The 14039-nt window shown below is 71.0% G+C and carries 13 protein-coding genes; 9 read left to right on the forward strand and 4 right to left on the reverse strand.

Translation table 11 applies throughout. The features are described 5' to 3' along the window. Positions 1 to 28: 28 nt before the first annotated feature. The 4 genes from dnaJ to ACWEEU_RS03375 all read left to right on the forward strand — a co-directional run bounded on the left by dnaJ (position 29) and on the right by ACWEEU_RS03375 (position 4409). On the forward strand, positions 29 to 1213 hold the full coding sequence (dnaJ, locus tag ACWEEU_RS03360; protein ID WP_385750042.1) for a molecular chaperone DnaJ: 1185 nt from the start codon (positions 29 to 31) through the stop codon (positions 1211 to 1213). A gap of 6 nt (positions 1214 to 1219) precedes the next feature. Further along, positions 1220 to 1678, forward strand: a complete 459-nt coding sequence (locus ACWEEU_RS03365; protein ID WP_199581448.1) for a heat shock protein transcriptional repressor HspR — start codon at positions 1220 to 1222, stop codon at positions 1676 to 1678. A 393-nt stretch (positions 1679 to 2071) separates the two neighbouring features. Continuing rightward, positions 2072 to 3178 carry a sugar ABC transporter substrate-binding protein gene (locus ACWEEU_RS03370; protein ID WP_385750045.1) on the forward strand — a complete coding sequence of 369 codons (1107 nt, stop codon included), beginning with the start codon at positions 2072 to 2074 and terminating at the stop codon, positions 3176 to 3178. Between the two features lie 211 nt (positions 3179 to 3389). After that, complete coding sequence (locus ACWEEU_RS03375; RefSeq protein WP_385750047.1) at positions 3390 to 4409, forward strand: helix-turn-helix transcriptional regulator; 1020 nt, start codon at positions 3390 to 3392, stop codon at positions 4407 to 4409. 37 nt (positions 4410 to 4446) lie between these two features. Here ACWEEU_RS03375 and ACWEEU_RS03380 read toward each other — a convergent pair whose 3' ends face one another. After that, on the reverse strand, positions 4447 to 5457 hold the full coding sequence (locus ACWEEU_RS03380; protein ID WP_385750049.1) for a helix-turn-helix transcriptional regulator: 1011 nt from the start codon (positions 5455 to 5457) through the stop codon (positions 4447 to 4449). 301 nt (positions 5458 to 5758) lie between these two features. On the opposite strand from ACWEEU_RS03380, the gene ACWEEU_RS03385 reads away from it, so the two are divergent. Next, positions 5759 to 6094, forward strand: a complete 336-nt coding sequence (locus ACWEEU_RS03385; RefSeq protein ID WP_199581444.1) for a Rieske (2Fe-2S) protein — start codon at positions 5759 to 5761, stop codon at positions 6092 to 6094. A gap of 546 nt (positions 6095 to 6640) precedes the next feature. On the opposite strand, the gene ACWEEU_RS03390 is transcribed toward ACWEEU_RS03385, so the two are convergent. Next, positions 6641 to 7039 (reverse strand): pyridoxamine 5'-phosphate oxidase family protein, encoded by a 399-nt coding sequence (locus ACWEEU_RS03390; protein WP_385750051.1) that lies wholly within the window; start codon positions 7037 to 7039, stop codon positions 6641 to 6643. Positions 7040 to 7153: 114 nt separating this feature from the next. Between ACWEEU_RS03390 and clpB the strand changes: the two genes are divergently transcribed. Further along, complete coding sequence (gene clpB, locus ACWEEU_RS03395) at positions 7154 to 9751, forward strand: ATP-dependent chaperone ClpB (RefSeq protein WP_385750053.1); 2598 nt, start codon at positions 7154 to 7156, stop codon at positions 9749 to 9751. Positions 9752 to 9826: 75 nt separating this feature from the next. Here the strand turns inward: clpB and ACWEEU_RS03400 are convergent, their stop codons facing one another. Beyond that, complete coding sequence (locus tag ACWEEU_RS03400; protein WP_451727963.1) at positions 9827 to 10141, reverse strand: hypothetical protein; 315 nt, start codon at positions 10139 to 10141, stop codon at positions 9827 to 9829. Positions 10142 to 10393: 252 nt separating this feature from the next. On the opposite strand from ACWEEU_RS03400, the gene ACWEEU_RS03405 reads away from it, so the two are divergent. The 3 genes from ACWEEU_RS03405 (at position 10394) to ACWEEU_RS03415 (ending at position 12061) form a co-directional block, all read left to right on the forward strand. Next, positions 10394 to 10930 (forward strand): type III secretion system chaperone family protein, encoded by a 537-nt coding sequence (locus ACWEEU_RS03405; RefSeq protein ID WP_199581440.1) that lies wholly within the window; start codon positions 10394 to 10396, stop codon positions 10928 to 10930. 184 nt (positions 10931 to 11114) lie between these two features. Next, positions 11115 to 11666 (forward strand): TetR/AcrR family transcriptional regulator, encoded by a 552-nt coding sequence (locus tag ACWEEU_RS03410; protein WP_451727967.1) that lies wholly within the window; start codon positions 11115 to 11117, stop codon positions 11664 to 11666. A 38-nt stretch (positions 11667 to 11704) separates the two neighbouring features. Beyond that, positions 11705 to 12061, forward strand: coding sequence for a hypothetical protein (locus ACWEEU_RS03415; RefSeq protein WP_451727970.1), 357 nt, complete (start codon positions 11705 to 11707; stop codon positions 12059 to 12061). A gap of 25 nt (positions 12062 to 12086) precedes the next feature. Here ACWEEU_RS03415 and ACWEEU_RS03420 read toward each other — a convergent pair whose 3' ends face one another. After that, positions 12087 to 13271: a pyridoxal phosphate-dependent aminotransferase gene (locus ACWEEU_RS03420; RefSeq protein ID WP_451727972.1), complete on the reverse strand. Its 1185-nt coding sequence runs from the start codon at positions 13269 to 13271 to the stop codon at positions 12087 to 12089. Positions 13272 to 14039: the final 768 nt, after the last annotated feature.

Here is a 14039-nt window from a genome sequence, read left to right on the forward strand (position 1 = left end):
CGAAGGACAGGAAGGAGGGACGTCGGGGATGAGCACCAAGGACTTCATCGAGAAGGACTTCTACAAGGTCCTCGGCGTCCCCAGGGACGCCACCGAGGCCGAGATCAAGAAGGCGTACCGGAAGCTCGCCCGCGAGTTCCACCCGGACGCCAACAAGGGCAACGCCAGGGCCGAGGAGCGGTTCAAGGAGATCTCCGAGGCGAACGACGTCCTCGGCGACCCCAAGAAGCGCAAGGAGTACGACGAGGCCCGCGCCCTGTTCGGAGGCGGCGGTTTCCGTCCGGGTCCGGGCGGCGGCGGTCAGTTCAACTTCGACCTCGGTGACCTCTTCGGGGGCGCCGGGGGCGCGGGAGCGGGCGGCGGCCAGGGCGGCTTCGGCGGTGGCATCGGGGATGTCTTCGGTGGCCTGTTCAACCGGGGCGGCGGTGCGGGCACGACCCGTACGCAGCCGCGCCGGGGCCAGGACGTCGACACCGAGGTGACCCTCAGCTTCACCGAGGCCATCGAGGGGGCGACGGTCCCGCTGCGGATGACGTCCCAGCAGCCCTGCAAGGCGTGCTCGGGCACCGGCGACAAGAACGGCACGCCGCGCGTGTGCCCGACCTGCGTCGGCACCGGACAGGTCGCGCGGGGCTCGGGCGGCGGCTTCTCGCTCACCGACCCGTGCCCGGACTGCAAGGGCCGCGGCCTGATCGCGGAGCACCCCTGCCTGGAGTGCCACGGCAGCGGGCGGGCGCGTTCCTCGCGCACCATGCAGGTCCGCATCCCGGCGGGCGTCACCGACGGGCAGCGCATCCGGCTGCGTGGCAAGGGCGCCCCCGGCGAGCGCGGCGGTCCGGCCGGTGATCTCTATGTCACCGTGCACGTGGGCGACCACCCGGTCTTCGGCCGCAAGGGCGACAACCTCACGGTCACCGTCCCGGTGACGTTCGCGGAGGCGGCCCTCGGCGGCGAGGTGCGGGTGCCGACGCTCGGCGGTCCCGCCGTCACGCTGAAGCTGCCGCCGGGCACGCCCAACGGCCGCACCATGCGGGCGCGGGGCAAGGGCGCGGCGCGCAAGGACGGCAGCCACGGCGATCTGCTGATCACCGTGGAGGTGAGTGTCCCCAAGGACCTCTCGGGGAAGGCTCGTGACGCGCTGGAGGCGTATCGCGAGGCGACCGCGGACGAGGATCCGCGGGCGGAGCTGTTCGAGGCCGCGAAGGGAGACTGAGCCCCCATGGACACACCCGGTCGTCGCCGTAATCCCTATGAACTGACCGAGGACAGCCCGGTCTACGTCATCTCGGTGGCGGCGCAGCTCTCCGGTCTCCATCCGCAGACCCTGCGCCAGTACGACCGCCTCGGTCTGGTCTCCCCGGACCGCACGGCGGGCCGCGGCCGGCGCTACTCGGCCCGTGACATCGAACTGCTCCGCCAGGTGCAGCAGTTGTCGCAGGACGAGGGCATCAACCTGGCCGGCATCAAGCGCATCATCGAACTGGAGAACCAGGTCGCCGCGCTCCAGTCCCGCGTCGCGGAGCTGGAGTCGGCCCTGGACGGCGCGGCGGCCGCGATGCGCCAGCGCGAGGCCGCCGTCCACGCCTCCTACCGGCGCGATCTGGTGCCGTACCAGGAGGTGCAGCAGAGCAGCGCGTTGGTGGTGTGGCGCCCCAAGCGTCAGCAGTCCGCCGACTGACAGCCGTCTTTCGAAGGGGCCGGGAGGAGCAGTCCTCCCGGCCCCTTCGGCGTACCCGACGCCTCAACTGGCAGCAGTGGGGGGTAAGTTGAGGCCGTTAAGCGGTAAAGCGCGGCATCTGGCCGATTTCGTTCGTTCAGGAGTGCGGAAGTGGTGGAGAACGTGCGGGCGAAGGTCGGAAGTTGGTGAAGAGACGGTGGCCAGGGTTTACAGGGAGTGGCGTACGGGTTCGCGAACTCTTCACGTCCTCGACGGAGAGTGATGTTGCCATCTCGTTAAGTTGTATTGCTTGACGGCGGGTAGCGCCTCCAAGTTGTCTTTTCAGACACCCGGGGCGGAAGCATCACCTCCGTGGCCCCCTCCTCTCTGAACGCACCTGAAGTGAGCCCTCGCATGCGTCGTATCGCCATATCCGTGGCTGTATCCACGATGTCCCTCTCGCTCGCCGGCTGTGGCGTGCTGAACGCGGCGGGGGACGGCGCGAGCGCCAGCCCGACGATGGGGGACAACGTCACCATCGGACTGCTGCTGCCGGAGAAGGCGAACACCCGCTACGACAAGTTCGACTACCCCATCATTCAGAAGCAGGTGGCCGAACTGACGAAGAAGAAGGGCAAGGTCGACTACCAGAACGCGGACGCCAACGCGTCCAAGCAGGCCGACCAGATGCAGCGGATGATCGACGACAAGGTCAACATCATCCTGCTCGACGCGGTCGACTCGCACGCGATCGCCCCGCAGGTGAAGAAGGCCAAGGACGCGGGCATCCCGGTCATCGCCTACGACCGCCTGGCCGAGGGCCCGATCGACGCGTACATCTCCTTCGACAACGAGCTGGTCGGCGAGGTGCAGGGCCGCTCCCTGCTGGAGGCGCTGGGCCCGAACGCCGGGATCTCCGACAAGATCGTCATGGTGAACGGCTCGCTCACCGACCCCAACGCCAAGCAGTTCAAGGAGGGCGCGCTCTCCGAGCTGAACGGCAAGGTGACGATCGCGGACACCTCCGACACCAAGGAGTGGAAGCCGGAGATCGCCCAGGCCCACATGGCCGAGGTCATCAACAAGGTCGGCAAGGCCAACATCGCCGGCGTCTACGCCGCCAACGACGGCATGGCGGGCGGTGTCATCAAGGCGCTCAAGGCCGCGGGTGTCACCAAGATGCCCCCCATCACCGGCCAGGACGCCGAACTCGACGCCGTGCAGCGCATCCTGACCGGCGAGCAGTACATGAGCGTCTACAAGTCCTACCCGGACGAGGCCGAGGCCGCCGCGCAGATGGCCGTCGCCAAGGTCCAGGGCAAGGACATCCAGTTCGACGCCCTGACCCAGGACCACGTGGACAGCCCCACCCAGAAGAACATCCCGTCCCAGCTCGTCCAGGTGAGCGCGCTGACCAAGAGCAAGATCAAGGCGACCGTCGTCGCCGACGGCATCTACTCGGTCGGCGAGATCTGCACCGCCCCGTACAAGGCCGCCTGCGCCGCCGCCGGCCTCCACTAGGAAACGTCCCGGCCCCCTCCCGACTGCCGTGCGGGCACGCCGGCCGACGCCCCCACCGGCCGCGTCGGCCCCGCCTTCCGGGGGCCCGGGCGATTCCGGGGCATACCCGTACTCCGCGCTTCCGGGGGCGCGGAGAGCCGTGTTGCGGACCCGCACGGGGCCGCGCATAGTTGCGCTGCGGAAGTGGCAGCAACCGGGGGTGGAATGGTCGATGGCCGGGCACGGGACGGAGGAGCATCCCCACGGCGCCGACCGGCTGTGCGGGCCGGGAGAGCGGGTGTACACCCTCGCCCTGCGCCGGGGCCGGGTGCCGCGCGCCGAGGCCGGACCCGTTCCCTGTCTGCTGGACCTGGCCCTGCTGCACCCCGACCCCGACGACATGGACTGGCTGGTCCCCACCTCCCCGCAGGAGGTCATGTCCCGGCTGCTGCGCGAGCTGTACGACGACGTCACCGAGAGCCGGCGCCGGGTGGGCTCGGCCGTCACCGCCTTCGACCGGTACGCCGGACTCGGCCGTGAACCGGCCGGGGCCGCGCCCGTCGAGGGCACCGCGATCCGCGTCCTGGACGGGCTCTCCCGCATCCAGGCCGCGATGGACGCGGCGACCCAGGCGTGCACCACGGAGGTGCTCACCGTGCAGCCCGGCGGCATCCGGCGCGAGGCCGAGCTGACGGAGGGTCTGCACCGGGCGCTGGAACTGCGCGGCCGGGGCGTCCGGATGCGGGATCTCTACACCCATGTCGCCCGGCACGGGCAGGGGCTGCTCACCTACCTGGAGCTGATGGGCGACGCGGTCGAGGCGCGCAGCCTGGACGAGGTGATCGACCGGCTCATCCTCTTCGACCGCACGGTGGCGTTCATCCCGGCCAACACCGACCGCACGATGGCGCTGGAGCTGCGCCACCCGGCGCTGGTCGAATATCTCGTGACCGTCTTCGAGCGGCTGTGGCGGCTCGCGATCCCGCTGACCGCGGCGCTGCCCGACACCGGCATCGAGGGCATCTCCCACCGCGAGCGCTCCATCGCCGCGCTGCTCGCCGAGGGCCACCAGGACGCGGTGATCGCCGAGCGGCTCGGCATCAGCGTGCGCACCTGCCGGGCGCACATCGCCCGCCTCTCGGAGACCCTGGGCGCGACGAGCCGTACCCAGTTGGGCGTACGGATCGCCCAGGCGGGCCTGGAGGGGCCTCCGCGCACCGCCGCGGCGGCGGGGCTCGACCGGGAGGCGTGAGGCGGTCAGGCAGGCCGTGAGGGGCGCGGAAGGCCGGTCAGTTCTCCTGGTTCAGGATGCCCGACTGGGCGATCAGGAAGCCGAGTTGGGCGCGACTGCCGCTGCCGAGCGCCTGCGCGAGCTTGGCGATGTGGGCGCGGCAGGTGCGCACGTTCATGCCGAGGCGGCGCGCGATGGCCTCGTCGACATGGCCCTCCACCAGGAGCTTGGCGATGGAGTGCTGGATCTCGGTGATGCCGTCGGGCGCGGTCTCGTAGGGGGTGCCGGCGGTCAGCGGGACCGCGCGGTTCCACATGAACTCGAAGACCTTGGTGAGGTAGAGGACCAGGCCGGGGTGGCGGACCTCCAGGGCGACCTGGCGGTCGTCGCGTATCGGGATGAAGGCGACGGTCTCGTCGCAGATGACGAGGCGTTCCACCAGCTCGTCGATCGTGCGGTACTCCACCTTCCCGTCCGCGAACCGGTCGACGTACGCGAGGCGTTCCGGGCTGTAGCGGGCGGTGTGCTGGTACAGGGTGCGGATGCGCACACCACGTTCGATCAGGGTGCGGTCGCGCTCCAGGCCCTCGATGACGCGGCGCTCGGGGTGGCGGGCGCTCGGCTGGACGGTCAGCATCTCGGAGCGGCACTGGTCGGTGGCCAGGTCGAGGGCCGCGTTGATGCGGTCCAGGCCCTCCAGGACGGTGATGGAGTGGGTGGGGGTCGCGCCCTGCGCGGTGAGCGCCATGAACGGCTCGAACGCCTCCGCCAGCTCTATCGAGGTGCGTCTGCGTTCGGAGATCTCCCGCTCGATGGGGTTGAGCCGCTGGGCCAGAGCGACGGACGGGGCGACCGGGCGCATCAGGTTCGCGTCGTCCAGGTCCGGGTGGAGCAGGGCGAATTCCATGAGGCAGGGAGCCTTCTCGGCGTCCGCGCGCGCGATGTGCCCGGTGCGCAGTGCGGTGGCGTACAGCCGCCTTCCCTCGGCGCACAGTTCTGTGAGCGCATGGGGATGTGTCGCATCTGCCGGATTTAGCGTCAAATCTCCACCCCCCAGGGTCCTGAACATGCAGGAACATGATGCACTGATTGTGTGGCGATGACGTGCCTGAATGAGACATCGTCTTATCCGACGGGGGAGTGAGGGGACCTTCAAGTGAGGACGAAGCCGACTATGCGTAAGAGAATGCTTCGCTCGGTGTTTGTCGCCGTCTTCTCCGCCGTTGTGGCCTTCGGGACTCTGAGTGGCCTCTCCGCGGGGAAGAGTGACGTACGGGCGGACAGTATCTGGTCCGTGGTGGCGCCCCATGCGGCGAGTACGGACGACGCCGGCACGGTGTACAAGCCGAACGACAGTATCTGGTCCTGACATGACGACTCCGCCCGACGACCGTTCCTTCCGGCGAGAGATGGCCACGGCCTACCGGTCCGGCTGGCACTTCATCGACCTGGTCACCGCTCTCCCCCACAGTGGTGACTCGTTGATGGTGACGGTGTTCGGCGAACCGGTCGTGGTCACCCGCGACGAGGACGAGGACGTCCGCGCCTACCGGTGTCTGCGCAAGCCGCGCGGGGCGCCGCAGCCGGTGCGGTGTGCCGTCCGGTACGGCATGATCTTCGTCAACCTGGACCAGCGCGACCACCGGCTCACCTCCCCGGAGGTCGCCGACCTGAGAACCATCTCGGCCACCCCCCGCAGTGCCTGACGCGATTCCCCCGTCGTAAAAGATCGCTCAGGCGCTTCCCCCCGCAGCGGCGTCACCGTGACCTGAACACGGTGACGCCGCTGCAGTTTCTGCGGATATTTCGGGGTACGGACCCCCTGGCCAACTGGCCGAAACTGTTCATCGCCGGTTTCGGTGGGGTGCCGGGGGCGGGCGGTGCGAGTGCCGTTGTGCGTGGGGTGCGTGCCCCTCGACGGCGCGCGAGTGGCGTTGTACGTGGAGTGCGTGCCCCTCGACGGCGCGCGAGTGGCGTGCGGCACCTGTCCTGGGACTTGCCGAGACCCCTCCCGTCGCTTCCGTGCGGGCCGGTCCGCCGCCCGAGTCATGGCCGGCCTCCGGCTCGGACGTGTTCGAGGGCCACGGGCACCCGCTCCGCGACCGCCGTCTCCACCGCGCCTCGGCGGCCTTGCGGGCGCCCGTGTCGGCACCGGTCCTGCCCGGCGGTCATCACCCGCCCCTGGCCGGCTGTCGCCCGCGGGCCGCCGCGGTCCCCCGGTCGCCAGGCTCCCGAGCCGCCGGAGGCGCCCCTCAGCCGTGTCCCAGTGTCCGGTCCACCGCGATCTCCAGCACCACCCGCGTGGGGTTCTCGCGGGGCGTGCGGCCGTAGCGCTCCGCGTAGCGGTGGACGGCGTCGGCGACGCGGGCGGGGTCCGTCACCACGTGGGCGCGGCCTTCCAGGGTGGCCCAGCGGCGGCCGTCGACCTGGCAGACGGCGACGCGGGCGCCGGGGGCTCCGGCGGCGCGGATGTGGGCGGCCTTGGCGGTGGCGGCGTCGGTGATGACGCGGGCGACGCGGGCGGCCGGGTCGTACGTCACGCCCACCGGGACCACGTGAGGGCTGCCGTCGGGGCGAAGGGTCGTCAGGGTGCACAGGTGCCGTTCACGCCAGAAGGCGAGGTACGGCTCGTCGGCGTTCACGGGGCTCATGGCCGAAACCTAGCCAACCTCAAACCACCTCCGCTTAATTGAGTGCACCCGGCTCAAGTTTGTGTACACTGATGAAGTCATCAGTGGAGCTGCGTCGAGGAGGAGAACACGAACGTGGACGCCGAGCTGACCAACAGGAGCCGGGACGCGATCAACGCGGCCAGCCAGCGGGCCGTGACCGAGGGGAATCCGGATCTGACGCCCGCTCACCTGCTCCTCGCGCTGCTCGCGGGGCAGGACAACGACAACATCACCGACCTGCTCGCGGCCGTCGAAGCCGACCAGGCCGCCGTCCGCGCCGGTGCCGAGCGCGTCGTCGCCGGACTGCCCAGCGTGACCGGCTCCACCGTCGCCCCGCCCCAGCCCAGCCGGGACCTCCTCGCGGTCCTCGCGGACGCGGACCAGCGGGCCAGGGAACTCGGTGACGAGTTCCTGTCCACCGAACATCTGCTGATCGGCATCGCCGCGAAGGGCGGCGCCGCCGCGGAGGTGCTCCAGAAGCAGGGCGCCGCCGCGAAGAAGCTGCAAGAGGCCTTCCAGAAGGCCAGGGGAGGACGCCGCGTGACCACTGCCGACCCCGAGGGCCAGTACAAGGCCCTGGAGAAGTTCGGCACCGACTTCACCGCCGCCGCCCGCGAGGGTCGCCTGGACCCGGTCATCGGCCGGGACCACGAGATCCGCCGGGTCGTGCAGGTGCTGAGCCGCCGTACGAAGAACAACCCCGTCCTCATCGGCGAGCCGGGCGTCGGCAAGACCGCCGTCGTCGAGGGCCTCGCCCAGCGCATCGTCAAGGGCGACGTCCCCGAGTCCCTGAAGAACAAGCGCCTGGTCTCGCTCGACCTCGGCGCGATGGTCGCGGGCGCCAAGTACCGCGGCGAGTTCGAGGAGCGGCTCAAGGCCGTGCTCTCGGAGATCAAGGACTCCGACGGCCAGATCATCACCTTCATCGACGAGCTGCACACGGTCGTCGGCGCGGGCGCGGGCGGCGACTCCGCGATGGACGCGGGCAACATGCTCAAGCCGATGCTGGCCCGCGGCGAGCTGCGCATGGTCGGCGCGACCACCCTGGACGAGTACCGCGAGCGGATCGAGAAGGACCCCGCCCTGGAGCGCCGCTTCCAGCAGGTGCTGGTCGCGGAGCCCACCGTCGAGGACACCATCGCGATCCTGCGCGGGCTCAAGGGCCGGTACGAGGCGCATCACAAGGTGCAGATCGCGGACAGCGCGCTGGTGGCCGCCGCGACCCTCTCCGACCGGTACATCACCTCCCGCTTCCTGCCCGACAAGGCGATCGACCTCGTCGACGAGGCCGCCTCGCGCCTCCGCATGGAGATCGACTCCTCGCCCGTCGAGATCGACGAACTCCAGCGCTCCGTCGACCGGTTGAAGATGGAGGAGCTGGCGATCGGCAAGGAGACCGATCCCGCCTCCCGCGAGCGTCTGGAGCGGCTGCGCCGCGACCTCGCGGACAAGGAGGAGGAGCTGCGTCACCTCAACGCCCGCTGGGAGAAGGAGAAGCAGTCCCTCAACCGGGTCGGTGAGCTGAAGGAGCGCCTGGACGACCTGCGCGGCCAGGCCGAACGCGCCCAGCGCGACGGCGACTTCGACACCGCCGCCAAGCTGCTCTACGGGCAGATCCCGCAACTGGAGAAGGAGCTGGAGGCCGCCTCGGAGGCCGAGGAGGAGGCCGCCCGCGACACCATGGTCAAGGAGGAGGTCGGCTCCGACGACATCGCGGACGTCGTCGCCGCCTGGACCGGCATCCCGGCGGGCCGCCTCATGGAGGGCGAGACGCAGAAGCTGCTGCGCATGGAGGACGAGCTGGGCAAGCGGCTCATCGGCCAGCGCGAGGCGGTGCAGGCCGTGTCCGACGCCGTGCGCCGCTCGCGTGCGGGCATCGCGGACCCGGACCGTCCCACCGGCTCCTTCCTGTTCCTCGGTCCGACGGGTGTCGGCAAGACCGAACTCGCCAAGGCGCTCGCGGACTTCCTCTTCGACGACGAACGGGCCATGGTCCGCATCGACATGTCGGAGTACAGCGAGAAGCACAGCGTGGCCCGCCTGGTCGGCGCGCCTCCCGGGTACGTCGGCTACGAGGAGGGCGGTCAGCTCACCGAGGCCGTCCGGCGCCGCCCGTACACCGTCGTGCTCCTGGACGAGGTCGAGAAGGCCCACCCCGAGGTCTTCGACATCCTGCTCCAGGTGCTGGACGACGGCCGCCTCACCGACGGCCAGGGCCGCACGGTCGACTTCCGCAACACCATCCTGGTGCTGACCTCCAACCTGGGCAGCCAGTACCTGGTCGACCCGGCGCTGGACGACACGGACAAGCGGCAGCGGGTCCTCGACGTGGTCCGGGCCTCCTTCAAGCCGGAGTTCCTGAACCGCCTTGACGACCTGGTGGTGTTCTCCGCGCTGGACGAGCAGGAGCTGGCCCGCATCGCCCGCCTCCAGATCGACCGGCTCGCCAAGCGGCTCGCCGAGCGGCGCCTCACCCTGGACGTCACCCCCGACGCCCTGGCCTGGCTCGCGCAGGAGGGCAACGACCCGGCGTACGGCGCCCGCCCGCTGCGCCGCCTCGTCCAGACCGCGATCGGCGACCGCCTCGCCAAGGAGATCCTCTCCGGCGAGATCAAGGACGGCGACACGGTACGCGTGGACCGCTTCGGCGACGAGCTGATCGTGGGCCCGGCGACGGCGAAGTCGCTCTGACGGACCGCACGACGCGGCGGCCCGCCCCCTCACGAAAGGGGGCGGGCCGCCGTCGTGTCGCCCGTCGGCCGTGTCTCACCCGGCGAACGCGGAGAACACCACCTCGGCCTGGCCCGTCTTCGTGAACCACGCGTCCACCTCCCCGGCGTCCGCCTCGACGCCGTCCCCTTCGGAGAATCCCAGGCCGAGGCAGAGGTCGTAGGGCGGACGGCAGTGCGCGGACGGCTCCGGCGCGTCCGGGTACGTGGCCTTCAGCCAGCTCCGCAGGTCAGCGCGCGGCACCCGGAAGCTGGCGAGTCCCCAGCCGGTCACCGCCACCACGGAACCCACCCCGATCAGCAGCGGCGTGGACAGCGCCAGGACGATCCAGGCCGGGATTCGCCCGCTCACCAGGACTCGGCCTCCCGGAAGGAGGCCCACGCCTCCCACGCGAACCAGATGACGAACAGGAGACAGCCGAACCACAGAGTCCACAGGACCCATCGCAACACTCTTGGTATGCGCATGGCGGAATCATGCCGGACGGCCGCAGCCGGTCCGGGGACTTCGTGTCCGCCGAGGGCTTACAGGGCGCGGCGGGGCTTGCCAGGGGCCTCCCCCTCTGAGGGAGGATGGCGGTATCCGTACGAAGGGAAAAACACGGTGAGCATCGACCCGTCCTCGATTCCGAACTTCGGGGGCCAGCCCGAACCGCAGCCCCAGGGACCGGTGGGCCCCGTCGTCCCGGATCAGGACCTTGTGAAGCAGCTCCTCGAGCAGATGGAGCTGAAGTTCGTCGTGGACGAGGAGGGCGACCTCGCGGCTCCGTGGGAGCAGTTCCGCACGTACTTCATGTTCCGCGGCGAGGACGAGCAGGCGGTCTTCTCGGTACGGACCTTCTACGACCGTCCCCACAAGATCGACGAGAAGCCGCAGCTGCTCGAGACCGTCGACGAGTGGAACCGCCGCACCCTGTGGCCGAAGGTGTACACCCACACCCACGAGGACGGCACCGTCCGCCTCATCGGCGAGGCCCAGATGCTGGTCGGTACCGGCGTGGACCTCAACCACTTCGTGTCCTCCACCGTGAGCTGGGTCCGCGCCGCGATCGAGTTCGACAAGTGGATCGTGGAGCAGCTCGGCCTGGAGCAGGAGGTCGACGAGATCGACGAGGAGAAGCCGGGCGAGGACGAGGACTAAGTCCCCGCCGGTCCGTACGCGGGCTTCGAGGGGCCCGGGGTGATGTCACCCCGGGCCCCTTTGCCGTACCCGCGCTTGTCGTGCCCGCACGCCGTGCCGGCGCACTGCCGCCCTCCCCTCCGCCCCGGCAATTAAGGAACGATTGTTCTTGACTGATCGTTCCTTGAATGGCTACGGTCGGCGCATGGGACGACCAAGAGGGTTCGACGAGGCCGAGGTGGTCCGCCGGGCGGCCGCGCTCTTCTCGGTGCGGGCGTACGACGGAACGTCGATCGACGACCTGGTGGCGCACCTCGGCGTGCACCGCAACAGCCTGTACAAGACCTTCGGCAGCAAGCGCGGGCTCTATCTGGCCGCGCTGCGCTGGTCCGTCGAGCAGCTCTTCACGCCGTTCGCCGACCGTCTCGCCCGGCACGCGGGGGTGCGGGGCGCCATCGAGGAGGCCCTCGCCGGTCCCGGCGCGGACAACGGCGTCGACCTGCTGCTGATGGCCGCGGTCGAGCGGGCCCCCGTCGACCCCGAGGTGGGCGAACTCGTCGCCAGGGCGTTCGCCGCGCTGGACGGGGCCTTCGGCACCGCCGCGCACGCCGGGGACGGCGGTGACCCTCCGGGTGCGGCGACCGCGGTGACCGCCACCCTGCTCGGGCTGCGCGTCCGGGCCAGGGCCGGTGCCTCGAACGACGACGTGCTGCTCGCGGGGACCGCCCTCGCGCGGAGCCTCACCTTCCGCGGCTGAGCCGTCCCCACCCACCCCGTTCACCGAAAGAGGCCGACATGGCACGCATCACCGTCGAGGGCTCCACCCTGGTCGTGGAGATGGAAGGGCTGGACAAGCTCTGGGCGCTCAAGAGCCGGCTGGACATACCGCTGGCGAACGTCCGGGGCGCCACCGCCGACCCGGGAATCGTCAAGGAACCCAAGGGGGTTCGCGCCCCGGGCTCCCACTTCCCCGGTCTCCTCGTCGCGGGCTCGTTCCACACCGGGGGCGAGTGGGTCTTCTGGGACGTCAAGGACGGCGCCAGGGCCGTGGTCGTCGAACTCGCCGACGAGCGCTACGCCCGTCTCGTGGTCGAGGTCGACGACCCCCGGGCGACGGTGGACCTCATCGAGCGGGCGCTCGTGGCACGCTGAGGCGGCGTCCGCGGGTGTGGGCCGCTCACATGCCCCGCAGCCGCTGCGCCGCCTCGCGCAGCACCTCCTCCTTCTTGCAGAACGCGAAGCGGACGAACGGTGCGCCCGCCTCGCGGTCGTCGTAGAAGACCGCGTTGGGGATGGCGACGACGCCCGCGCGCTCCGGGAGGGCGCGGCAGAAGGCGAAGCCGTCCTTCTCGCCGAGGGGGCGGATGTCGGCGGTGACGAAGTAGGTGCCGGCGGGACGGAAGACGTCGAAGCCCGCCTCGGTCAGCCCGGTCGCGAGGAGGTCGCGGCGGGCGCTCATGTCGCGGCGGAGGTCGTCGTAGTACGACTCGGGCAGCGCCAGCGCCTCGGCCACCGCGTACTGGAACGGGCCCGCCGAGACGAAGGTGAGGTACTGCTTCGCGGAGCGCACCGCGCTCACCAGCCCCGGCGCGGCGGTCACCCAGCCGACCTTCCAGCCGGTGAACGAGAACGTCTTCCCCGCCGATCCGATGGTCACCGTGCGCTCGCGCATCCCGGGGAACGTGGCGAGCGGGATGTGCTCGGCGTCGTCGAAGACCAGGTGCTCGTAGACCTCGTCGGTGACGACCAACAGGTCACGCTCCACCGCCAGTTCGGCGATGGCGGCCGATTCGGCGCGGGTGAGGACGGTGCCGGTGGGGTTGTGCGGGGTGTTGATCAGCAGCAGCCGGGTGCGGTCGGTGACGGCGGCGCGCAGCTCGTCGAGGTCGAGCGTGAAGCGGCCCGCGTCGGGGCGCAGCGTGACGGGCACCCGTCGCCCGCCCGCCATCGCGATGCTCGCGGCGTAGGAGTCGTAGTACGGCTCCAGGGCCACGACCTCGTCGTCCGGCTCCAGGAGCGCCAGCAGCGTCGCGGCGATGGCCTCCGTGGCGCCCGCCGTCACCAGTACCTCGGTGTCGGGGTCGTACGTCAGCCCGTACCTGCGCCGCTGGTGGGCGGCGATCGCGTTCCTCAGCTCCGGCACGCCGGGTCCGGGCGGGTACTGGTTGCCCCGCCCGTCCCGCAACGCCCGCACCGCCGCCTCCCTGACCTCCTCTGGACCGTCGGTGTCGGGGAACCCCTGGCCGAGATTGATCGATCCGGTCGCCACGGCGAGCGCCGACATCTCGGCGAAGATCGTCGTCCCGAACTCGGCGAGGCGGCGGTTGAGGTACGGACGTGCGCTGGAGGTCATGCGGGCCATCCTGCGCCTCGGCGGGGGGCTTCCTCAACCTGTGTCCCCGGCGCGACGGACGCTCGGAGCGGCCGCACGCCGGGACTCCGGCACAGGTCGGGAGCCGTTCGCCGGACGCCACCCTCAGAAGTTGCTCAACTCTGCTTTGGCCGCGCGGCGCGCCGGGCATCCCCCGGTCACCGCGTCGCACGGCGCGGGGAGCGAGGCGCCCACGGGGGGCCGCTTCGGGGGAACGGAAGGGGGATGGCGCCATGGTGATCGGCATCGTCCTGTTGGTGGCGCTGGTGATCGTCGTGACGGCGACGGCGAGGTCGCGCGCGCGGCGGCGTGCCCGGGGGAGGGTCTCGCTCGGCAAGCGGCGCCCGGGCGCGGGGTCGCGGTCGTCGCACCGCTCGTCGTCGTCCTCGTCGGACGCCGGGACGAGCTGGTGGGTGGCCGGAAACGACTCCGGCTCGTCGGGTGGCGGTGGCCACCACGGTGGCCACCACGGGGGCCACTCCTGCGGCGGCGGCCACTCCTCGTGCGGGGGCGGCTCGTCCTGCGGCGGAGGTTCGTCGTGCGGGGGCGGTTCGTCCTGCGGTGGCGGGGGCGGCTGCGGAGGCGGCAGCTGAGGGTGAGGGCCGGGCGAGGAGCGGTGTAGCCGGGGGCGGGGTGCCGCAGTGACGGTGGGCGAGCCGGGGTGCGGGGCGAGACCCGCGGGGCCGGCCGTGACGCCCACCTCGGCCCACCGTCACCACGCTCCACTCCGGCCCCGTCAGCGCCCCTCCCCGGGCTCCC

This window comes from Streptomyces sp. NPDC005004, from assembly GCF_053600675.1.